Below are 20743 nucleotides of genomic sequence, written 5' to 3'. Positions count from 1 at the left end.
GCCCATGCCGAACTCTCGTGGCCTGCTGCTCAACCCGAACGACTTCGACCCTCAGCACCTCGATCCTGAGACGCGGCGTCAGCTGCGGGCGTTGATCGAGTGGTTCGAGGATCGTGGCAAAGTGCGCTTGCTGCGCGACGACCTGGATGCAACGTGGGTCGCCGACTTTCTCGAATTCATCAAGAGGGAGCGCGTTTTCGCGACGTTCCTGACGCCGTCCGAGTTCGCCGACGGTGACTCGAACAAGCGCTGGGACACCTCACGCAATGCCGTGCTGAGCGAGATCCTGGGGTTCTACGGGCTCGCGTACTGGTACGCCGAACAGGTCACCATCCTCGGCCTCGGCCCCATCTGGCAGAGCGACAACATCAAGGCCAAGGAACGGGCCGCCGCCCAACTCGAGGCGGGCGGCGTCATGGCATTCGCGTTGTCCGAACGCGAGCACGGCGCCGACATCTACAACACCGACATGCTGCTGACGCCGACGTCCGACGAGGGCGTGGTGTTCCGGGCCTCAGGCGAGAAGTACTACATCGGCAATGGCAACGTGGCGGGCATGGTGTCGGTGTTCTCGCGCCGCACCGACGTCGACGGGCCCGAGGGCTACGTGTGGTTCGTCGCGGACAGTGGTCACGAGAACTACGAACTGATCGACAACGTCGTGCACGGCCAGATGTTCGTCAGCACGTTCCGTCTCAACGACTATCCCGTGCACGAGGAGGACATCCTGTGCACCGGGCCGGAGGCGTTCTCGGCGGCGCTCAACACCGTCAACGTCGGCAAGTTCAACCTGTGCAGCGGCTCGATCGGGATGTGCGAGCACGCGTTCTACGAGGCGATCACGCACGCGAACAACCGCATCCTCTACGGCAACCCCGTCACCGACTTCCCGCATGTGCGTGCGTCATTCGTCGACGTCTACGCCCGGCTGATCGCGATGAAGCTGTTCAGCGATCGCGCCATCGACTACTTCCGCAGTGCCGGCATCGAGGATCGCCGGTACCTGCTGTTCAACCCCGTCACCAAGTCGAAGGTCACGTCCGAGGGCGAGCGGGTCATCACCCTGCTGTGGGATGTGCTGGCCGCCAAGGGATTCGAGAAGAACACCTATTTCAACGAGGTCAACCGCCTGATCGGCGCCCTGCCCCGGCTCGAGGGCACGGTGCACGTGAACGTCGCGCAGATCCTGAAGTTCATGCCGAACTACATGTTCAACCCGGCGAGCTATCCGGAGATCGGTACCCGCGACGACGCTGCCGACGACGTCTTCTTCTGGGCACAGGGACCCGCGCGCGGCGCGTCGAAGGTGCAGTTCGCGGATTGGGCGCCGGTCTACGAGCGGCACCTCGAGGTCCCGAATGTGGCCCGCTTCTACGAGCAGGTGCAGGCGTTCAAGGACCTGCTGCTGACCGCGGCACCCGATGCCGACCAACAGCGCGACCTCGACTTCGTCCTGGTCGTCGGGCACCTGTTCACGCTGGTCGTCTACGGGCAGCTGATCCTGGAGCAGGCCGAACTGACCGGCCTCGACCACGACCTGCTGGATCAGATCTTCGACTTCCAGATCCGCGACTTCTCGTCGTATGCGGTTGCGTTGCACGGCAAGCCGAGTTCGACGGTGGCGCAACAGGAGTGGGCGTTGTCTGCCATCCGCAAGCCCGTCGCCGATGTGGGTCGTTTCGATCGGGTCTGGGAACAGGTGGCGGCCTACGACGGGGCCTACGAGATGCGACCCTAGGGCAGCGGACGAAACACCGGCAGCGCGCGGTACTTCACGCTGAAGCTGGCCTCGCTGAGCGCCTCGCCGACCTCGCCGTCATGGGCGACCGTGGTCGGGCCGTCGATAGAGGTGAAGCGGAACTCCGGCACCTGCAACTCGTGGTACAGCGGGCTGCGGACCAGCCGACCCGTCGCGACGGCCATCGCGATGCGGAGCCGGCTGAAGCGTCGCCCGGTTTCCAGGATCCGCACATCGATCAGGCCGTCGTCGAGACGCGGCCGCACCGACGGGGCGAACCCGGACGGGAAGTACGTCGAGTTGCCCAGAAAGAAGAGCTCGGTCTCAAGTGTCTTGTCGTCGTAGCTGATTCGCACCGGAGCTTCCCGGCGCATGGTCAGATACAGCGCGCAGAGCCCCGCCAATTGCTTGCCCATCCGGCGTTCGAGCTTCTCGCGCATCCGCACGTAGTTCGGGTATGCGCCGATGCTGGCGGTGTTGATCACCATGCGTTCCTCATTGAGGCACACCAGATCGACATACGCCGCAGAGCCTTTGGTGATCGCCTCGACCGTCCGGGCCACCGAGTCGCAACCGATGTCCTTGGCGAAGTGGTTGAACGTGCCGCCGGGGAACACCGCGAGCGGGACGCCTGCCTCGACGGCGACACCGGCAGCGCAGGCGACGGTGCCGTCGCCGCCACCGACCGCGAGCACGTCGGTGCGTTCGGCCGTCTGCCGCAACACCGTCTTGATGTCGTCGTCTTCACCGACCTCGATGATCTCCATACGTGGCAGCGCTTTTCGGGCCTCTTCGAGGATCCGCTTGCCCGTCCCGTCACCGGAACGCGGGTTGATCACCAGTGCCACACCCTCGCCTTCCGGCCGGGGCTCGGTGCGGAACCGCAATGGATCCGACGTCGGCAGCGCGGTGGCGGGGATGGTCGGGACGATGCGGGCACCCAGCACCGCGATCGCGGCGCCGATGCCGAACCCGGCGAACACGTCACCCGGATAGTGCGCCCCGGTGGCGACCCGCGACAGCCCGACCAGGCCCGCCAGCAGGGCCAACGGAAAACCGGCCGGCGCAGACTCGAGGCCGACACCCACGGCGAAGGCGGCGGCGCTTGCGGAGTGCCCGGACGGCATCGAGTGTGACGTCGGCATGCGTCGGCTGCGGCGCGGGAGCGGTATCCGGCTGTGGTCCGGTCGCGGCCGCCGCCAGATGCGCTTGGCCACCTGGTTGGTCACCAGGCTGGTCACCGCGAGGCTGACGACGCCGCGCGTGGCGCCGCGCCTGGCCGATGCGCTGCCGACCGCGCCCATGGCGACCGCGATGGCGAACCACAGCTTGGAGTGGTCAGCGGCCCTGGTCAGCCGGGGCATCACGCTGTCCAGCAGAGGGCTCGGTGATTCGGCGACTGCCTCGAAGACCTCGCGGTCCAACGTTCCCAGGCCCTTGCCGATCGCGCGCACGTCCATGGCGTTCAAAGTATCCGTTGTGACAGAGATTCAACCTTCGTGGAGCCGATGACTCTGTGATCAGGCCAGTACGGCCGCGAGTTCGGAGCGCGATACACGCACACGCTGCGGCCCGTCGACTTCGGGGAGCCACATGCCCTTGCCGATGAAGAAGATGATCGCGTCGTCGGTGATCGCGAAGTTCTGATACACCTCGGCCCCCAGCGTGTTGTGCGGCGGCGGTTCCAAGGTGCTCTGGCGACGCTTGTTCATGTAGCGCTGGACGATCGGATCCAGTGTGGCGACCGGGTCGGCGCCCCGTTTGAACAGCGTGGCGAGCGTGATCGCGGTACGTGCGCTCAGGTCGTAGTTGAACGCCTTGAATCCGGTCACGGGGTGGGCGCCGGTGTCGTCGTGCACGTCGAAGACGACGCTTTGGGTACCGGACGTCGAAGCTCCCGACCGGTATGCGTGCGGAGTCAATCCATGTCCGTAGGGATAATCCCGCGGCCGGGCTTGCGCCATGAAGTCCACGAACTGATCCCTGTCGTGCGTCACAAAATCGGTCAGTGCCTGCTGGTCGGGGTAGTCGAGCGGATAACCGATGTCGATTGTGTACGTGGAGGTTTCGGTATGGATATGGCAGGTGTGCTCCGCTCCGACCATCCCACCGAGATCTGCACATCCAGGTGTCCCGGGGTGCGCCACGGCGGGAACGCTGAAGACCAGCGCGCCGATCAGGGCAGTTGCATTGATGAGCGCAGGCAACAACTTTCGCTTGGTCATCGGACTCCCTCGAGTTTGACGATGCGGCGGTTGCCGTCGTCGACGACGTACACCGTGCCTGTTGCGCCAACGGCCACGCTGACGGGGCGTTTGAGTCCGGTGAACGGCAGCACCCTTGGTGTATTCGATCCCGGATCCAGCTTCAGGATTTGATTCTGTTGTCCGTCAACGAGATACACCGCGCCTTTCGCATCGACCGCGATGTTGATGACGCTGCGGGGTGCATGGAACGGCAGCTCAGCCGGACTGCTCGCCCCTGGTGCCAGCTTCAGGACGCGCTTGCCGCCGCCGTCTCCGACGTACAGGTTGCCGGCGGCGTCGACGGTCATCCCGGCGGCGAAGCTCATGTGCTGGAAAGGCAATGCCTCGGGGGTTTTTGATCCCGGCGCTTGTTTGGCCACCTGAACCGCCAGACAGCATCCGCCGCCCGAGGACTCTCCGCTGCCGATCATGCCGTAGAGGCCGCCCGCGGCGTCGACAGCCCGAATCACGCCTCGGTAGGCGCGACCGAGATCGGGCACTGGCAGCACGGTCTGCTGCTCGCCATCGTGCGCGAGCTTCACCAGATGGCTCGGGCTCTGTCCGCCGTCGATGACCCACACCTGCCCGGACGGATCGGTCATCACGGTCGCGCGCGTGAACGGCAGCACCTTTTGCGTACTCGAGCCGGCAGGCAGCTCGATCACCCGATTGGCTCCGTTCCTCCCGGCTGCGATGTCGGAGACGAAGACGTTGCCCGCCGCGTCGACCGCGACGTCGTAGGGTCCGTTGAGCCCCGTGAATGGGAGCACCGACTGGGGGGTGCCGCCAGGGGCGCCGGTTCAGGCGCCGGAGCGGACGCGTGACTGCATCCGGTGATGCCGGCGACGACCACCAACAGCGTGCCGATCAGTCGCCTCATCAGCTCGCGCCCAGCGTCTGCGTGGAGATCGAAAAGTCCATGGTTGTCCTTGGTTCAGCGAACATCTCGGGTCAAGGTTGGGGTGATTGCCTTGGCGGATTCTTGGGAACACCGCGCGATGGACATGGCAGGCGCTTCTTGCGATGAACACGCGCATACCCGGCGTTCGCACCTTCCGCCGCACGATCGCTGCCAAGGATCCGCCAAGCGCGTCCCCGAATGCTGAGCCCGTTCCAGATACCTATCCACGGAAAGTGCTCACGTCAGATGATCAACACGCGAATCAACAAGACCGCCGTCCGCGCCGCCCTCACCCCAGGAGCGGTCGGCTTGGTCTCGGTCCTTGCCGCCGGCGCGGCCAATGCGGCGCCAGCGGACGACCAGTTCCTCGCCGCGCTGGCCCACCAGGGCATCGGCTTCGGAAGCACACAACCGGCGATCACCGTCGCGCATCACGTGTGCGATGCGCTGGCCGGCGGGATGGAGCCCGCCGACATCAGCCACAACCTGGCCGCCTCCAACTCAGGCATCGACCAGCAGGCCGGCCTCGTCATCACCGTCGTTGCGGCACAGTCGTATTGCCCACGCTTCGTACACCAGATGGCCAACGGTGCGACGGTCGTCGGCCCTGATCACTGACCGGTCGGCTGGTTGCTCAGTTGGACGCAGTGGGTGCCCGGCGTCATCGTCGAACAGACGCGAACGGCATCGAGGTTGGTAGAGCTGGAGCCGATGACGGGAATCGAACCCGCGTATTCAGCTTGGGAAGCTGATGTTCTGCCATTGAACTACATCGGCACGGTGGTGCTGACGCAGGATATCAAGCCTGCCGATAGGCTCCCCACGTGCTCCTCTCAGATCGCGATCTTCGGGCTGAAATCGCTGCTGGACGTCTCGGCATCGACCCGTTCGATGACTCGATGGTGCAGCCCTCCAGTGTCGACGTCCGGCTGGACAGCCTGTTCCGGGTCTTCAACAACACTCGCTACACGCACATCGACCCGGCGCAGCAGCAGGACGAGCTGACGACTCTGGTCGAGCCCGCCGAAGGCGAACCCTTCGTCCTGCATCCCGGCGAGTTCGTGCTGGGCTCGACACTCGAAACCTGCACGCTCCCACACGATCTGGCGGGTCGGTTGGAAGGCAAGTCATCACTGGGCCGCTTGGGCCTGCTGACACACTCGACCGCGGGCTTCATCGACCCAGGCTTCTCCGGGCACATCACGCTGGAGCTGTCGAACGTCGCCAACCTGCCGATCACCCTCTGGCCCGGCATGAAGATCGGCCAGCTGTGCCTGCTCCGCCTGACCAGCCCGGCCGAGCACCCCTACGGCAGCGACAAGGTCGGCTCCAAGTACCAGGGCCAGCGTGGGCCGACGCCGTCCCGGTCGTACCTCAACTTCGTCAAGCCCTGAGCCCCGTTGACTGCGAACTGACGCAGAACTTTTGCGGGTAGCGGACTGCCTAGGTTCGCAGTCAACGCAGACTCGCCACTGAGGCCGTGCTCAGGGCGCTGGCTACACGCACTTCTGCGCCCGCATCACAGGGTCAACGGAAAACCGTGCGTCAGCCACCCGGCATCGGGTTCACCGGCCCGACCGGGCTGGTGGGGATCGTCGTGGTGGTAGTCGGCACGGTGGTGGAAGTAGTGGTCGTGGTCGTCGACGGAGTAGTAGAAGTCGGGGAAGTGGACGTCGCGCTCGAAGACGTCACCGGCGGCGCCACCGGCACCCCGGTCGTCTCAGTGACGGTCGCGGTCGACGTGGAAGTCGACGGAGGCGCAGAAGACGTAGAACCAGCCGGCGCCAGCACCGCGCAGGCCACCCGCCCGCCGGCGTCACCGGTCGCGAGGGTCTCGGCGTCCGGGCCAGGCGTCCCGTTGTGGGTGTACCGCGGCGGGATGTTGGCGAAGTTGTCCGGTCCCTGGTGGATGATCAGCGCACTGCCTTCTGGACCTTTCAGGCCGGCCTCGGTGAACGCGTCGGTCGTCGCGACGACCTTGCCGGTGCCGTCGCCGCGGATGTTCAACGGCGTCAGGTCTCCGCTCGCCGGATGCCCGGTGTGCCCGGCGACCTGCAGATGGCCGCCGGCCGACGTGAAGTCGCCTTCGCACTTGCCGACGGAGTGGATGTGCATGCCGTGGCTGCCGGGGGCCAGGATGCCGCCGCCGGTGGTCTCGACCGTCACGGTGGCGTAGCCATCGGTGAAGTCGATCGAGGCGTTGGCGACGGGTCTGCCGTCGGACGTCTTCAGTACGACATTCAGCGCTGACGGATTGGCCTGGGTCCAGGTTGTCGGCGGCGCGGAGGTCGACGGCTTCGAGCCGTTCTGGTTGGAATTGCAGGCGGCCAGCACAAAGACCGGTGCGGTGAGCAGAGCAGCAGCTGCAGTGGCGCGATTCAACATGGACACCCTGATACCCGGAACCACCAGCGTCTAACCGCCACTTGTTTCACGGGGAACCAAGCCCGAACCCGCATGTGACGCTGGTGTAACACGTCGGAAACGCAGTCGCCGCGCGCCGGAAACGCCGCCGATACATCCTCGTCAAGATTGTCGAAGGAGTCCCACGTGCAAGGCATCGATCCCGCCGCCACCGCTTGGCTGCTCGCCAGCACCGCCCTGGTCCTGCTGATGACCCCGGGCCTGGCCATCTTCTACGGCGGCATGGTCCGCACGACCGGCGTGCTCAACATGATCATGATGAGCTTCATCTCGATTCCGCTGGTCACGGTGGCGTGGCTGGTGCTCGGGTACACGCTGGCCTTCTCGGACGGCGACGGCTTCCTCGGCAACCTCGAACACATCGGCATGCTCGGCATCGGCCCCAGCACCACGCACGGCACCGTTCCGGAGCTGCTCTTCGCCACGTTCCAGCTGACGTTCGCCATCATCACCGCGGCCCTGATCAGCGGCGCGATCGCCGACCGGGCCAAGTTCTCGGCCTGGATGGTCTTCGTGCCGATCTGGGCGATCGTCGTCTACAGCGTCATCGCGCACTGGGTCTGGGGCCCGGACGGCTGGCTCGCCAAGATGGGTGCGCTGGACTACGCGGGTGGCCTCGTCGTCGAGATCGCGTCGGGCGCCTCGGCCCTGGCGCTCGCCATCGTGCTGGGCCCGCGCATCGGCTTCAAGCAGGACGCCATGCGCCCGCACAACCTGCCCTTCGTTCTCCTCGGTGTCGGTCTGCTGTGGTTCGGCTGGTTCGGCTTCAACGCCGGCTCGGCGCTCGCGGCCAACGGCACCGCCGCCGCGATCTTCCTGAACACCCTGGTCGCGGGCTGCCTCGGCATGCTGGGCTGGCTCACCGTCGAGCAGGTGCGTGACGGCAAGCCGACGACGTTCGGTGCGGCGTCCGGCGTCGTCGCCGGGCTCGTCGCGATCACGCCGTCGTGCGGCACGGTCAACACGCTGGGCGCGCTGGTCGTCGGCCTGCTGGCCGGTGTCATCTGCTCCTTCGCGGTCGGTCTGAAGTTCAAGCTCAACTACGACGACTCGCTCGACGTCGTCGGCGTGCACTTCGTCGGCGGTGTCGTCGGCGTCGTGCTGATCGGCCTGCTCGCGACGGACGTCATGACGGGCGGCGCGCGCGGCCTGTTCTACGGCGGCGGATTCGCCCAGCTCGGCAAGCAGCTGCTGGCGATGGCCGTCGTCGCGGTGTACGCCTTCACCGCGACGTTCGTGCTCGGCAAGATCATCGACAAGGTGATGGGCTTCCGGCTCAGCGCCGAGGACGAGACCGCCGGCGTCGACTTCACGCAGCACGCCGAAACCGCCTACGCGGAGGGCGTGCACGGCCACCTGGGCACGCGCCGGCCGTCGGGTTCGACCTCTCTGACCGACCTGTTGAAGCAGGCCCGCCCGGACGCCGAGGACGCCTGAAACTGCTTAGGTCATCTACGCCGAACGCGGGTAGGGTTGAACCACCGGCATTGGCGGGACTGTGTCAGCCAGCGCCGCGGCAAGAACTGCATCGTGGCTCGATGAGCTGGGGGAATCGGTAACGACTCCACCGTTCGCTGCGATGAAGTATCTGGTTGTGGCCTGCGCGGCAGGGGTTTCCCGGTGGCGGCCTAGATAGCGTAGCGAACACTATTGGAGGGTCAGTGGACATCGTTCTGGGTGTGTCTATGACGCCAACCACGGTGCGTATGGCGCTGGTTGAGGGTGATAAGGCCGACGGCGAGATCGTCGACCACGATATTTTCGAAACGCAGACGGCGGACGATTCAGCAACGCCGGTCGAGCAGGTTGTCAGCGCCATCCTGGGCACCCGGGAGAGCGCCGAGGAAGGCGGCCACCACCTGAAATCGGTGGGTGTCGCCTGGAGTGACCACGACGCCGCCGCGCGGTTGCGCGACGCGCTGGACGCGGCCGGCGTCAAGGACGTCATGATGGTCTCCGAGCTGCACGCCGCGGGATCGCTGGCGCAGGCCGCGGGCCAGGCTGTCGGCTACTCGAGCACCGGACTGCTGTTCGTCGACCGCGACACCGCCACCATGTCCGTCGTCGATTCCGACGGCGCCATCTCCAAGGTCCTGAGCCGCAGCCTGCACAGCACCGACGCCATGGCCGTCCTCGGCGACATGGCCGCCGCCGTCGCCAGTGCCGACACGTCGCCGCAGGGCATGTTCGTCGTCGGCTCCGGTGTCGACGTCACCGCGGTCCAGGCCCACCTGGCCGAACTGCTCGACATCCCGGTGAACGCCCCGGGCGACGCCGACCTGGCGCTGGCCCGCGGCGCCGCTCTCGCCTCCGCGACTGCACCGATGTTCGACGCCGCCACTGCCGGCCTCGCCTACTCGGCCGCGCCGGGTGGCGCCGTTGCCGCGGCGCCGCTGGCAGCCCCGCTGCTGACCGCCGACGAGTTCGGTTTCGATGAGCTGGGCGACGCCCCCGTGGTCGCCGATCAGGGCCGCAAGCCCTTCCTGCTGGTCGGTAGCGCGCTCACCTCGATCTTCGTCGTCGGTGTTGTGGCCCTTGCCATTTCGCTCGCGGTGAGCATCCGGCCGACGGTCGATCAACGGCCCGCGCCCGCGCAGGCCGCCATCGTGCCCAGCGCCCCGGTCGTCGCCCCGGCGCCGCCACCGGCCGCCGTCCCGCCGCCCGCACCGGCCGCTGCCCCGGAACCGGCGCCCGAAGCTGTCGCCCCGGCACCGCGCCGCGTCGAAGCGCCGCAGGTCGTCAAGGAATCCGCACCGCAGGTGCACGTCCCCGCGCCCGCCCCGGAAGCCCCCGCGCCGGCTCCGGCACCCGTGCCGGTATCGATGCCCGACGTGCCGGCCGCACCCGTCGACCCCCCGCCCGCGGCGGTGCCGGCCCCGGCGCCGGTGGTGCTGCCGCCGCCGGTCATCGCGATCCCCGGCCCGCAGCCGCCCGCCTGGAATCCCTGGGTGCCGCGTCCGCAGCAGCCGCAGTGGAACCCGGGCAACAACTACCCGGACTACCCGAGTCGCGGCGGCCGCGGTCACGACGACGATGGCTATCCGGGCAACTACCCCGGCAACGGCTACCCCGGAAACCAGTACCCCGGCAACGGATACCCGGGCAGCCAGTACCCGGGCGGCTCGAACGGGTACCCGGGTGACTCCGGCAAGAAGCCGAAGCAGCCCAAGCAGACCTGCTTCCTGATCTTCTGCCAGAAGAACTGACGCCCGTCAGGCCGGCGGCTGTTTGTCATCTGCCGTTGGCCCGACGCTCAGTGTCGCGTAGCGGTGCGCTCATCGCGGCTGCCTATCAAGGCAGTATGAGATGCACCGTGTTCGGTACCGGCTACCTCGGGGCGACGCATGCCGCCGGCATGGCGGAGCTCGGCCATGAGGTCCTCGGCGTCGACATCGACCCCGGCAAGATCGCGAAGCTGGCGGCCGGTGACATCCCGTTCTACGAGCCCGGGCTGCGGAAGATGCTGCGCGACAACATCGAAGCCGGGCGGCTGCACTTCACCACCGACTATGACGAGGCCGCCGAGTTCGGCGACGTGCACTTCCTCGGCGTGGGCACCCCGCAGAAGAAGGGCGAGTACGCCGCCGACCTGCGACACGTGCGGTCCGTCATCGACACCCTGGTCCCGCGCCTGCGCCGGTCCGCGGTGATCGTCGGCAAGTCGACCGTTCCGGTGGGCACTGCCGCCGAACTCGGGGCCCGGGCCCGCGCGCTGGCGCCGGCGGGCGTCGACGTCGAGGTGGCGTGGAATCCCGAGTTCCTGCGCGAGGGATTCGCCGTCAAGGACACCCTGCACCCAGACCGCATCGTCCTTGGCGTGCAACCGGATTCGCAGCGCGCCGAAGCGGCGATCCGGGAACTGTACGCGCGGATCCTGGAACGCGGTGTGCCGTTCCTGCTCACCGACCTGCAGACCGCGGAACTGGTCAAGGTCTCCGCGAACGCCTTCCTGGCCACCAAGATTTCCTTCATCAACGCCATCGCCGAGGTGTGCGAAGCGACCAACGCCGACGTCACCGTGCTGGCCGACGCCCTGGGCTACGACCCGCGCATCGGCCGACGATTCCTCAACGCGGGCTTGGGCTTTGGCGGTGGCTGCCTGCCCAAGGACATCCGCGCCTTCATGGCCCGTGCGGGCGAACTCGGCGCCGACCCCGCGCTGACCTTCCTGCGCGAAGTGGACAGCATCAACATGCGCCGACGCACCCGCATGGTGGAGCTGACCACCAAGGCGTGCGGCGGCACCTTGCTGGGCGCCAACATCGCGGTGCTGGGTGCGGCGTTCAAGCCCGAGTCCGACGACGTGCGCGACTCGCCCGCCCTGAACGTGGCCGGCATGCTGCAGCTCAACGGCGCCGCCGTCAACGTCTACGACCCCAAGGCCATGGACAACTCCCGCCGGGTCTTCCCGACGCTGAACTACTCCACGTCCGTCATCGAGGCCTGTGACCGCGCCGACGCCGTGCTGGTCCTGACCGAATGGCAGGAGTTCCTGGACCTGGACCCAGAGCAGCTGGCGGCCACCGTCCGCGTGAAAGTGATTGTCGACGGCCGCAATTGCCTCGACGTCGCGAAATGGCAGGCTGCGGGCTGGCGGGTGCACGCGCTGGGCCGCAATCTGACCCCCTGATTTCCGACTGCAGTATGTAGCCCGACGCCGCCGGGCGTGCCTAAGCTCGGCGTCATGACGCTGAGGCAACGTCTCAACTGGTTCGCGCTGCACGCCGTCATCCGCAAGCTCGCCGCATACGGCGCGCGGCATGGCGACCTCCAAGGCCGGCTCATCGCCGACCCGGCGGTGCGGACCGACCCCGGCGCATTCGCCGACGAACTACGCAGCCGCGGCCGCATGTACCGCGGCCGGGCAGCCTGGATCACTGCGGATCACGGTCTGGTGCACCAGATTCTGCGGTCCGACGACTTCACCGTCACGCAGATCGGCGGGACGCTGCCCGGCGCACTCGGCTGGCTGGAGGGCAAGACCACCGTCAAGGGCCGGTTGCATCCCCTGCTGCCGCCGTCGCTGCTGTCGGTCGACGGCGAGCAGCACACGCGCTACCGCAAGACCGTCTCGGCGGTGTTCACCACGCGGGCCGTCGCGGCATTGCGGGAACGCGTACAGCAGGCCGCGAACGGGCTCATCGACGACCTGGCGTCGGGCGCCACCGTGGACGTCGTGCAGAGCTACTGCTCGCAGCTGCCCGTCACGGTGATCGCGGACATCCTCGGCGTGCCCGAGCATGAACGGTCGCGCATCCTCGAATTCGGTGAACTGGCGGCACCCAGCCTGGACATCGGGCTGACGTGGCAGCAGTACCTCAGCGTCGAAGACGGGCTGGACGGTTTCAACACCTGGCTGAGCACCCACATCGGCGAGCTGCGGGCCAATCCCGGCGACAACCTGATGAGTCAGTTGATCGAGGCCAGCGACGGGGGCGCCCGGCTCAACGACGAAGAACTGCGCGCCACCGCGGGACTGGTTCTGGCGGCCGGGTTCGAGACAACGGTGAATCTGCTGGGCAACGGCATCCGAATGTTGTTGCAGCATCCCGATCAACTGGCCCTGTTGCTGGCACAGCCCGACCTCTGGCCCACCGCCGTCGAAGAGATTCTGCGGCTCGATTCGCCGGTCCAGCTGTCGGCCCGCATCGCCAAGGTCGACGTCGACCTCGCGGGGTACCACGTGCAGGCGGGCGAGCCCGTCGTCGTCTACCTGGCGGGCGCCAACCGCGACCCCGCCGTCTTCCCCGATCCGCACCGCTTTGACGTCACCCGCGCCAACGCCGGTAAGCACCATTCCTTCTCTGGCGGACGGCATTTCTGCCTCGGCGCGGCGCTGGCCCGGTCCGAAGGCGAAGTGGGACTTCGGACGTTCTTCGAGCGGTTCCCCGATGCGCAACTCGCCGGACCCGGCACCCGGCGGGACACCCGGGTGCTCCGCGGATGGGCGGCATTGCCGATCGCACTCGGGCAGGCGCGGGCAGCGGTACCGTCGTGAAATGGCCTTCCGCTCAGCCCTGATCGAGGAAACCGCCGCCTTCGGCGAAATCATTCGCACTGCCGACCTGGATACCGAGGTACCCACCTGTCCGGGGTGGACCATGAAGCAGTTGTTCAAACATGTCGGCCGCGGCAACCGCTGGTGCGCCCAGATCGTCGCCGACCACATGAAGGAACCACTCGATCCCCGCGAGGTACGTGACGGGAAACCGCCAGAGGATCTCGACGGCGCCATCGACTGGCTGAACGCCGGGGCGCAGGCGCTGATCGACGCCGTCGAGCACGTCGGATCGGACGCGAAGGTGTGGACGTTCATCGGGCCCAAACCCGCCGGGTGGTGGATTCGCCGCCGGCTCCATGAGCAGACCGTGCACCGCGCCGATGCCGTTCTGGCGCTGGGACTTCCGTTCGTGCTCGATCCCGAGCTTGCCGCCGACGGCGTCACCGAGACGCTGGAGCGCGTGGCCATGATGGCCCCCGCAGCGGACCCGCCGCTGGAGCGCGGGCGGTCGCTGCACCTGCATGCGTTTGAGTCCGAACTGGGCCCGACCGGCGAGTGGCTGGTGGTCAACGACGAGGACGGCCTGGGCTGGTCGCACCAGCACGCCAAAGGTGATGTGGCAGTGCGTGGTCCGGCTTCCGGGCTGCTGCTGGCCGTCAACCGTCGGCAGACGGTCGAGGAGGCCGGCCTGGAGGTGATCGGCGACGCGGCCGTGTGGCAGCGCTGGGTTGATCACTCGGCTTTCTGAGTGGCGCCGGGGTAGCGTCTGCTCATGACGACATCCGAGATCGCGACGGTCCTGGCCTGGATCGACGCCCTCAACGACCGGGACCTGGACACCCTGGACAAGCTGTCCAGCGGCGACATCGAGATCGGTGACGCGAACGGGGCCACCCAGGGGCGGAATGCCTTGCGGGCCTGGGCAACCGACCTCGATGAGAGGGCCACGGTCGGCCGGCTGTTTGTGCACGACGGCGTGGTGGTCGCCGAGCAGACCATCACCGGCGGCGGCGCCGACCGTGAGGCGGCGACGGCGTTCCGCGTGGTCCACGACCACGTGACGTCGGCGTTCCGGCACGACGACCTGGCGTCGGCGCTGGCGGCGACCGAACTTATTGAGTCGGACGCGGTGTAGCCAGCACCGCCGCGATGGCGGTGGTTAGCGGCACCGATAGCGCCAGCGCGATACCACCGACCGCGGACCGGGCGATCTCGATGGCCACGCTCTCACTGGTCAGCACATCGCCCAGGGAGCGGTTGGCGACACTGAACAACAGCAACAGCGGCAGCGCGCTGCCGGCGTAGGCCAGCACCAGCGTGTAGACGGTGCTGGCGATATGGTCGCGTCCCACCCGCATGGCGCCCGTGAAGATGGCCCGCCGGGCTGCGCCGTGCTCGGCCAGTTCGAAGGCCGTCGACGCCTGCGTGACAGTGACGTCATTGAGCACGCCCAGCGAGCCGATGATGAACCCGGCGAGCAACAGTCCGGTGATCGACACCGATCCCATGTAGGCAGCGATCTCGTTGTTCTGGTCTTCGGACAGACCGGTGAGATGCGCCAATTCGATTGCGCCCCAGGACAACACCGCTGACAGCAGCAGTGCACTCAGGGTGCCGAGCAGGGCGGCGCTGGTCCGCAGGCTGACGCCGTGCGCCAGGTAGATCACCGCGTAGAGGATCACTGACGACGCGACCAGGGCAACCGGGATGGCCGGGCCGCCGTCGCGCAGTGCGGGTAGTAGGAACACCGTCAGCACCACGAACGCGACGGCAATGCCGACGAGGGCACGCAGTCCACGCCAGCGGGCCACCGCGACGACCACCACCGCGAAGACGGCCGCCAGCGCGGTGAGCGGCCAGGTGCGCTCGAAGTCGAAGAAGGCATAGGTGGTGGTGCCGGAGTCGTCGACCTGGCGGGTCACCCGGATGTGATCGCCGGCCGCCAGGTGCGGTTGGCCGGGGCCGGTGCTGAACTCCAGCAGGGTGTTGGCGCCGGAGTTCGGCCCGGAGTCGATACCGATCACCGACTGCACGCAGCTGCCCGCGCCGGGAGGTGCGGTGACCGGCGCCGACGTCAGCACTGCTCCGACCGACGGGCTGCCGCAGTTGTTCATGCCGGTCGAAACCACGTGCCCGGCCTCGGTGCTGACGGCGCCGCCGTGGGCGTTCTGGAACGGCAACGGGATGTCGACGGCCTTGCCGTGCGGCCACAGGATCACGGCGCCGACTACGGTGGCCAGCCCGATCACCGCCAGGAGTCCGACGACGATCTTCGCGGCCAGCGGGCTCAACGGAGCCGGGCCGGAACTGTGCGAGTGGGTATGCGAATGCGCCACCCGGGTCAGCGTAAGGGGTCACGCTGAGGGCGGGTACAGGGTGCGCTGCGGCTATCCCAGATCGACCGGAACCGCGCCGGTGATGCGCTGCAGATCATGCGGGGCTAGTTCGACTTCAACGCGGGTGGCGCCTCCGCCGACCAGAACGGTGTCGTAGGTGAACGACTGTCGGGCGATGGCCACCGTGATGCTGTCGTCGAGGCCCAGCGGGGACACGCCCAGCCGGGGGTATCCGGTGGCCGTCTCCAATTGTTCGGTGCTGGCGACTTCTATTCTGCCGCAATCCAGTTCACTGGCCACGCGCTTGAAGTCCACCCTGATGTCCACCGGGCAGGTCACCGCGACCAGCTCGCGGGTCGAGCGCACGCGGCAGATCAGGGTCTTCATGATTCGATCCACCGGATAGCCCAGCATCGCCGCGAAGTCGGCGGGTGACGACACGGGTGCCGGCAGTGCGGCGTGATCGTGCGCCGTGTACACGACCGCTGCGGTCTCGAGGTGACGGCGCACCCGCTCATGTAGTTCGTTCATCGGTGTCCTGTCTATGCGCCGCCGGCTTCAGTCGCTGATCAGCAACCCGTTGAGCTGCCGATAGGTTTCTAACAGGACGTCATGGTTGTCTGCGACCCCGCCTGCCATCAGCAGGTAGCCATACGAACCGTCGCGCGGGCCGGCTTCCGCCGTGGTCGACCGCAACGAGGCGTCAGCGATGCCGGGGATGGTGCGCAACCGCGCCGACCAATCCGGCCGCAGGCGCACGCGCTGCCCCAGCGGTGGTTGCAGCGCGAGCCGATGGTGGACACCGGCAGTGTGGCTCGGCGTGCGAGAGACCGGCTGCCCCGCCGCGGAGCGCAGCGCGCACTCGAAGAGGTCGATGCCGACCTGTGCGGCGACCAAGTCGGCGATGCCGCCTCCCGGGATGCGCCCGTTGACCTCGATGATCAAGGGCCCGGCCGTTGTCAGCTTGATCTCGATGTGCAGGCAGCCCCACTGCACGTCGAGTGCCTGGATGGCCTGCACTGCTGCCTCTGCCACTTCGGCGCGTTCAACGGGGCGGAGTGTGGACGGAAGGAATGCGCCGGTTTCCCGAAAAGGTTCGGCCAGCGGCATGCGTCCCGTTACCGTCAGGACCGAGGCCACTCCGTCCTCGACCACGACTTCGACGGAGACGTAGTCGCCGAACCCACCACGGTCGGTGGCCGGGTAATCGCCGAGGAGCTCCTCTACGATGACCGGCCGCCACGGGTCGGCTCGGCAACGGTGGGCCAGTTCCGCGGCCGCCGCCTGGAAATCGGGGAGGCAGACGGTGTCGCGACCACCCCAACCGAATGCCGGTTTGACGACGACGGGATAGGCCAGCCGTTGGAGCAGCCCTTGGGCGGTAGGGACGTCAGCCGGGCTTTCGATGCCGACGAACCCGGGGCAGGGTAGTCCGGCATCCGCGAGAGCCTGCCGTTGCGCGATCTTGTCAACTAATTGCCGAGATGCATGAGGCGGGTTTGTTGGCAAACCTAGCTTTGCGGCGATCGCGGCTGTCTGTTCGATCCTCGAATCGCAGAATGTGGTGACGCCGACGACGTCGAATTGTTCGAGTTGTGCGGCGATGTCGTCGGCCGACAGCCCGTCGGCCACGACAACGGTGCCGAGCCGTCCCAGTACCCGCTCGTCGGCGCGGCCAGCCACCCAGATGAGGTGGAACCCGTTTCTCGCGGCTGACGTCGCGAGCTTGAGCAGCGGAACCGATTCGGGCTCATATACGATCGCGATTCCACGCTCGGTGGTGAAGGACATGGGCTTTTCACCTTCCGGTGGATGTTGCGACGGCAGCACTGGCGACCTGAGGGGAGGGAGGCGTACAGCATGGCGGACACCTTGGTTCAGGGTCTCTGGAAATTATCGGACAACCACAGTTCGAGTGGCGAAACATCAGGAATTGCTCAATTGCTTGGCAGTTGGATCCGCGAGTACTTGACGGAACCGCACCCCGAACTGGGGCGCGCCGGGCCGGTGTGTCCGTTTGCGCGACCGGCACTGGACCGCGACATGTTGTGGATCGCCACGGTTTCTGGCGAACAACCGGAGTTCACCAAACTTGTTGCTGAATTGCGTACCTTCCGCGACACCTTCTTGGCGCTGGCATCGGCGGATGGCCCAGACGGCCTGCTCAAGGCGGTCTTCATCGCATTTCCGGACCTGGTGGACTTCGCCTTCATCGATGCGCTGCAGCAAGAACTGAAACCCGACTTCGTCGACGTCGGCCTCATGGTGGGACAGTTCTACGATGGCTGCGCCGAGCGCGGGCTGTGGAACGCCGACTTTCGTCCCTTGCAATCACCTGTCCCGCTCCTCGCGATACGGCACATGGTGGGCAGCGACTTCGCGTTTCTCAATACCTCAGCCCCGTGGATCGAGGCCTACCTACGCCGCTTCGCGCCCACGGTGCCGTCGCCGGTGCGGGCCGCGCTGGCAGACAAGTTCGGCAACACCAGTCGACCCGACTAGCCGCTCGCCGTGCCGATCAGGCCCGGCTCATCGTGTCTCGCCGCTCGCCTTCGATCACCAACTTGGCGGACAACGTCGTCAAGACGTGTTTCACCACCGCCCGATAGCCCAGACCGGTAACACGCCAACGGCTTTCGATGGTTCCGTGCCAGTCGATCCGGGTGCCGTCCTGCTCGGGGGTGAAACTCACCTGCGCCTGGTAGTTCCGCACCGGGGTCTTCGAGATGATGGTGTAGCCGTGCCGCCTCCCGGGCTCATGGATCGTCGTCTGCTCCCGCGCGGGAAACCGTGGCGTACCGACGGCGCGGATGGCCCCGACGCCGCCGTCGTCGGCGGGCCCGCGGGTCTCCCAGGCCGAGTAGTTGATCAGGGGCCGTGCCCACTCGGACCAGCGCGACCCGTCTGCCACCACGTCGAACAGCGTGCTCGGCGTGGCCCGCGCATGGCGGGTGACCAGTACTTCGTAGTGGTGTGTCATGTTGACCAAATTAACGGAACAGTGTTCCATTAAGCAATGGATCTGCCGGATTCCCCAGCGGCGCTGTCGTTCGCACGCGCTCGCAGCCCGCAGCAGCGGGAGGACCGGTTACGCCGTCTGACCGCGGTCACCCGGGCGCTGTTGGACGACGCCCGAGCCAGTGAGCTGACACTGGGGGAGATCGCCGCCGCGGCGGGCCTGGCCAAATCGGGCGTGCTCCGTTACGCCGGTTCGCGGGAGGCATTGCTGCTCTCGGTGATGTACCACGAGCACCTGGGTTGGCTGGCGGACCTGCGGACGCAGCTGCACGACGAACGACGCACGCCGGCAAAGGCTTTGGCGCACACCCTGGCGCAGCGCCCGGTGCTCTGTGACCTGATCAGCGCCGCGCCCGTGCTGATGAATCGGCTGACTCCCGAAGCGGCCGAGATCGTGCGTACTCAGGCGCGCGATGTCGAGGACCGGCTACGCGAGACCCTCAAGCCGCGGCTGGCGCTGGACCGGCAGCACCTGGTGCTGCTGACCGCCGCGCTACACGCCTTCGCCGGCGCGGTATGGGGCTGGGCGGCAATCGATTCCGTCAAGCAGCCCGAACCCGGCACCGAGCTCGAGAACACCCTCGCCGCGCTGCTGCGGACCTTCATCGCCGGCCTGAAACACTAGTGATTTGTGCACGATTTTCCGCGACTGCCGCGGAAAATCGTGCACAAATCACCGAGAGATTACTGGCGGTAACTCGCCAGGAAGTTGCCGAGGCGCTCGATGGCGGCGGCCAGGTCGCGGGCCCACGGCAACGTCACGATGCGCAGGTGATCCGGTGTGGGCCAATTGAATCCGGTGCCCTGCGTGAGCAGGATCTTCTCCTGCAGCAGCAGGTCGAGAACCAGCTGCTCGTCGTCCCGGATCTCGTGCACCTCGGGGTCCAGCCGCGGGAACGCGTACAGCGCACCCTCGGGCTTGACGCAGGAGACACCGGGAATCTCGTTGAGCTTGTTCCACGCGACGTCGCGCTGCTCGAGCAGGCGGCCGCCGGGCAGGATCAGGTCCTCGATGCTCTGGTGTCCGCCGAGCGCCACCTGAATGGCATGCTGCGCAGGCACATTCGGGCACAGCCGCATGTTCGACAGCAGGCTGATGCCCTCCAGGAAGCTGGATGCATGCTCTTTGGGGCCGGTGATGGCGAGCCAGCCGGACCGGTAGCCCGCCACGCGGTACGCCTTGGACAGGCCGTTGAACGTCAGGCACAGCATGTCGGGCGCCACCGAGGCCATCGGGATGTGCTTGGCCTCGTCGTACAGGATCTTGTCGTAGATCTCGTCGGCCAGCAGCAGCAGCTGGTGCTTGCGCGCCAGGTTCGCGATGGACTCCAGCGTCTCGCGGCTGTACACCGCGCCGGTGGGGTTGTTCGGGTTGATCACGACGATCGCCTTGGTGCGGTCGGTGATCTTCGACTCGAGGTCGGCGATATCAGGGTTCCAGCCCTGCGTCTCGTCGCACAGGTAGTGCACCGGGGTACCGCCGGCCAGCGCCGTCGACGCCGTCCACAGCGGGTAGTCCGGCGCCGGGATCAGCACCTGGTCGCCGTTGTCGAGCAGTGCCTGCAGCGTCATCGTGATGAGCTCGGAGACGCCGTTGCCCAGGAAGACGTCGTCGACGTCGAACCGGGGGAAGCCCTCGACCAGCTCGTAGCGGGTGACCACCGCGCGGCGCGCGGACACGATGCCCTTGGAGTCGGAGTAGCCCTGGGCGTGGGGGAGGGCGGCGATCATGTCGCGCATGATCACGTCGGGTGCCTCGAAGCCGAACGGCGCCGGGTTACCGATGTTGAGCTTGAGGATCCGGTGGCCCTCGGCCTCGAGCCGGGAGGCCTGCTCGTGTACCGGGCCGCGGATCTCGTAGAGGACGTCCTGCAGCTTGGTCGACTGCGCAAACGTCCGCTGATTACGCGGATGGCCGCTGTGCCATGTGCGGTCAGCGGGTACCTGGTGGGTGGTCACGGGTTCCATGCTCTCATCGGTGTCGAATTCTTTTGCCCATCTGCGATCAGGGCCACATATGCCAATGGCCAGCTACGACGCTCCTTGCGGCGGTCGTAGCTGGCCATTGCGGTGTACTTC

The 20743-nt window shown here is 67.1% G+C and carries 20 protein-coding genes and 1 tRNA gene; 11 read left to right on the top strand and 10 right to left on the bottom strand.

Features of this window, described 5'->3' with window-relative positions:
• Positions 1-4: 4 nt before the first annotated feature.
• On the top strand, positions 5-1738 hold the full coding sequence (locus G6N46_RS16130) for an acyl-CoA dehydrogenase family protein (protein WP_138247765.1): 1734 nt from the start codon (positions 5-7) through the stop codon (positions 1736-1738).
• Here the strand turns inward: G6N46_RS16130 and G6N46_RS16125 are convergent.
• From G6N46_RS16125 to G6N46_RS16115, 3 genes are read right to left on the bottom strand one after another with little or no spacing between them, the layout of a single operon-like run.
• Positions 1735-3198, bottom strand: a complete 1464-nt coding sequence (locus G6N46_RS16125) for a bifunctional phosphatase PAP2/diacylglycerol kinase family protein (protein ID WP_138247766.1) — start codon at positions 3196-3198, stop codon at positions 1735-1737. The two genes, G6N46_RS16130 and G6N46_RS16125, sit on opposite strands and share 4 nt — an antisense overlap.
• 60 nt (positions 3199-3258) lie before the next feature.
• Positions 3259-3963: an esterase gene (locus G6N46_RS16120; protein ID WP_138247767.1), complete on the bottom strand. Its 705-nt coding sequence runs from the start codon at positions 3961-3963 to the stop codon at positions 3259-3261.
• Positions 3960-4754: an NHL repeat-containing protein gene (locus G6N46_RS16115; protein ID WP_138247768.1), complete on the bottom strand. Its 795-nt coding sequence runs from the start codon at positions 4752-4754 to the stop codon at positions 3960-3962. The genes G6N46_RS16120 and G6N46_RS16115 overlap by 4 nt, the downstream gene beginning before the upstream one ends.
• 377 nt (positions 4755-5131) lie before the next feature.
• On the opposite strand from G6N46_RS16115, the gene G6N46_RS16110 reads away from it, so the two are divergent.
• A complete protein-coding gene (locus G6N46_RS16110; RefSeq protein WP_234880503.1) occupies positions 5132-5503 on the top strand; it encodes a DUF732 domain-containing protein in 372 nt (123 codons plus the stop codon).
• Positions 5504-5588: 85 nt separating this feature from the next.
• On the opposite strand, the gene G6N46_RS16105 is transcribed toward G6N46_RS16110, so the two are convergent.
• Positions 5589-5662: transfer RNA gene (locus G6N46_RS16105), tRNA-Gly, on the bottom strand.
• A 47-nt stretch (positions 5663-5709) separates the two neighbouring features.
• On the opposite strand from G6N46_RS16105, the gene dcd reads away from it, so the two are divergent.
• The gene (dcd, locus tag G6N46_RS16100) at positions 5710-6279 is read left to right on the top strand and encodes a dCTP deaminase (protein ID WP_133428252.1); all 570 of its coding nucleotides are present in this window, start codon (positions 5710-5712) and stop codon (positions 6277-6279) included.
• 151 nt (positions 6280-6430) lie between these two features.
• On the opposite strand, the gene G6N46_RS16095 is transcribed toward dcd, so the two are convergent.
• Positions 6431-7270 (bottom strand): superoxide dismutase family protein, encoded by an 840-nt coding sequence (locus G6N46_RS16095; RefSeq protein WP_174814052.1) that lies wholly within the window; start codon positions 7268-7270, stop codon positions 6431-6433.
• A 165-nt stretch (positions 7271-7435) separates the two neighbouring features.
• On the opposite strand from G6N46_RS16095, the gene G6N46_RS16090 reads away from it, so the two are divergent.
• The 6 genes from G6N46_RS16090 (at position 7436) to G6N46_RS16065 (ending at position 14445) form a co-directional block, all read left to right on the top strand.
• Positions 7436-8746, top strand: a complete 1311-nt coding sequence (locus tag G6N46_RS16090; RefSeq protein ID WP_138247770.1) for an ammonium transporter — start codon at positions 7436-7438, stop codon at positions 8744-8746.
• A gap of 224 nt (positions 8747-8970) precedes the next feature.
• Positions 8971-10515: a DUF7159 family protein gene (locus tag G6N46_RS16085; protein ID WP_163692806.1), complete on the top strand. Its 1545-nt coding sequence runs from the start codon at positions 8971-8973 to the stop codon at positions 10513-10515.
• Between the two features lie 95 nt (positions 10516-10610).
• The gene (locus G6N46_RS16080; protein WP_138247773.1) at positions 10611-11939 is read left to right on the top strand and encodes a UDP-glucose dehydrogenase family protein; all 1329 of its coding nucleotides are present in this window, start codon (positions 10611-10613) and stop codon (positions 11937-11939) included.
• A gap of 54 nt (positions 11940-11993) precedes the next feature.
• Positions 11994-13307: a cytochrome P450 gene (locus tag G6N46_RS16075; RefSeq protein ID WP_138247774.1), complete on the top strand. Its 1314-nt coding sequence runs from the start codon at positions 11994-11996 to the stop codon at positions 13305-13307.
• A gap of 1 nt (position 13308) precedes the next feature.
• Positions 13309-14058 carry a maleylpyruvate isomerase family mycothiol-dependent enzyme gene (locus G6N46_RS16070; RefSeq protein ID WP_138247775.1) on the top strand — a complete coding sequence of 250 codons (750 nt, stop codon included), beginning with the start codon at positions 13309-13311 and terminating at the stop codon, positions 14056-14058.
• Between the two features lie 24 nt (positions 14059-14082).
• A complete protein-coding gene (locus G6N46_RS16065; protein ID WP_138247776.1) occupies positions 14083-14445 on the top strand; it encodes a nuclear transport factor 2 family protein in 363 nt (120 codons plus the stop codon).
• On the opposite strand, the gene G6N46_RS16060 is transcribed toward G6N46_RS16065, so the two are convergent.
• The 3 genes from G6N46_RS16060 to G6N46_RS16050 are packed head-to-tail and all read right to left on the bottom strand — an operon-like array spanning position 14423 to position 17278.
• The gene (locus G6N46_RS16060) at positions 14423-15646 is read right to left on the bottom strand and encodes a YibE/F family protein (protein ID WP_138247777.1); all 1224 of its coding nucleotides are present in this window, start codon (positions 15644-15646) and stop codon (positions 14423-14425) included. The two genes, G6N46_RS16065 and G6N46_RS16060, sit on opposite strands and share 23 nt — an antisense overlap.
• A gap of 51 nt (positions 15647-15697) precedes the next feature.
• Entirely contained in the window at positions 15698-16177 is a 480-nt protein-coding gene (locus G6N46_RS16055) for an aminoacyl-tRNA deacylase (RefSeq protein ID WP_138247778.1), read from the bottom strand.
• 27 nt (positions 16178-16204) lie between these two features.
• Positions 16205-17278, bottom strand: a complete 1074-nt coding sequence (locus tag G6N46_RS16050; protein WP_163692804.1) for an ATP-grasp domain-containing protein — start codon at positions 17276-17278, stop codon at positions 16205-16207.
• Positions 17279-17506: 228 nt separating this feature from the next.
• Here G6N46_RS16050 and G6N46_RS16045 point away from each other — a divergent pair, with 228 nt between their 5' ends.
• Positions 17507-18148: a DUF6875 domain-containing protein gene (locus G6N46_RS16045; RefSeq protein WP_138247780.1), complete on the top strand. Its 642-nt coding sequence runs from the start codon at positions 17507-17509 to the stop codon at positions 18146-18148.
• 16 nt (positions 18149-18164) lie between these two features.
• Here the strand turns inward: G6N46_RS16045 and G6N46_RS16040 are convergent, their stop codons facing one another.
• Positions 18165-18626: an SRPBCC family protein gene (locus G6N46_RS16040; RefSeq protein WP_163692802.1), complete on the bottom strand. Its 462-nt coding sequence runs from the start codon at positions 18624-18626 to the stop codon at positions 18165-18167.
• Between the two features lie 36 nt (positions 18627-18662).
• On the opposite strand from G6N46_RS16040, the gene G6N46_RS16035 reads away from it, so the two are divergent.
• Complete coding sequence (locus G6N46_RS16035) at positions 18663-19289, top strand: TetR/AcrR family transcriptional regulator (RefSeq protein WP_138247782.1); 627 nt, start codon at positions 18663-18665, stop codon at positions 19287-19289.
• A gap of 59 nt (positions 19290-19348) precedes the next feature.
• Here the strand turns inward: G6N46_RS16035 and G6N46_RS16030 are convergent, their stop codons facing one another.
• Positions 19349-20632, bottom strand: coding sequence for a pyridoxal phosphate-dependent aminotransferase (locus G6N46_RS16030; protein WP_133428259.1), 1284 nt, complete (start codon positions 20630-20632; stop codon positions 19349-19351).
• Positions 20633-20743 lie beyond the last annotated feature (111 nt).

Origin of the sequence: Mycolicibacterium phocaicum (assembly GCF_010731115.1) — a bacterium.
Lineage (GTDB): Bacteria > Actinomycetota > Actinomycetes > Mycobacteriales > Mycobacteriaceae > Mycobacterium > Mycobacterium phocaicum.
Note: the sequence above shows the minus strand (reverse complement) of the source record. Positions and strands in the feature narration are given on the sequence as shown.

What these genes read in the sequence shown, in the direction of transcription:
- G6N46_RS16130 (WP_138247765.1), top strand. Translation starts at nt 5, where the DNA reads ATGCCGAACTCTCGTGGCCTGCTGCTCAACCCGAACGACTTCGACCCT.
- G6N46_RS16125 (WP_138247766.1), bottom strand. Translation starts at nt 3,198, where the DNA reads ATGGACGTGCGCGCGATCGGCAAGGGCCTGGGAACGTTGGACCGCGAG.
- G6N46_RS16120 (WP_138247767.1), bottom strand. Translation starts at nt 3,963, where the DNA reads ATGACCAAGCGAAAGTTGTTGCCTGCGCTCATCAATGCAACTGCCCTG.
- G6N46_RS16110 (WP_234880503.1), top strand. Translation starts at nt 5,132, where the DNA reads ATGATCAACACGCGAATCAACAAGACCGCCGTCCGCGCCGCCCTCACC.
- G6N46_RS16095 (WP_174814052.1), bottom strand. Translation starts at nt 7,270, where the DNA reads ATGTTGAATCGCGCCACTGCAGCTGCTGCTCTGCTCACCGCACCGGTC.
- G6N46_RS16080 (WP_138247773.1), top strand. Translation starts at nt 10,611, where the DNA reads ATGAGATGCACCGTGTTCGGTACCGGCTACCTCGGGGCGACGCATGCC.
- G6N46_RS16075 (WP_138247774.1), top strand. Translation starts at nt 11,994, where the DNA reads ATGACGCTGAGGCAACGTCTCAACTGGTTCGCGCTGCACGCCGTCATC.
- G6N46_RS16070 (WP_138247775.1), top strand. Translation starts at nt 13,309, where the DNA reads ATGGCCTTCCGCTCAGCCCTGATCGAGGAAACCGCCGCCTTCGGCGAA.
- G6N46_RS16065 (WP_138247776.1), top strand. Translation starts at nt 14,083, where the DNA reads ATGACGACATCCGAGATCGCGACGGTCCTGGCCTGGATCGACGCCCTC.
- G6N46_RS16055 (WP_138247778.1), bottom strand. Translation starts at nt 16,177, where the DNA reads ATGAACGAACTACATGAGCGGGTGCGCCGTCACCTCGAGACCGCAGCG.
- G6N46_RS16045 (WP_138247780.1), top strand. Translation starts at nt 17,507, where the DNA reads ATGGCGGACACCTTGGTTCAGGGTCTCTGGAAATTATCGGACAACCAC.
- G6N46_RS16040 (WP_163692802.1), bottom strand. Translation starts at nt 18,626, where the DNA reads ATGACACACCACTACGAAGTACTGGTCACCCGCCATGCGCGGGCCACG.
- G6N46_RS16035 (WP_138247782.1), top strand. Translation starts at nt 18,663, where the DNA reads ATGGATCTGCCGGATTCCCCAGCGGCGCTGTCGTTCGCACGCGCTCGC.
- G6N46_RS16030 (WP_133428259.1), bottom strand. Translation starts at nt 20,632, where the DNA reads ATGGAACCCGTGACCACCCACCAGGTACCCGCTGACCGCACATGGCAC.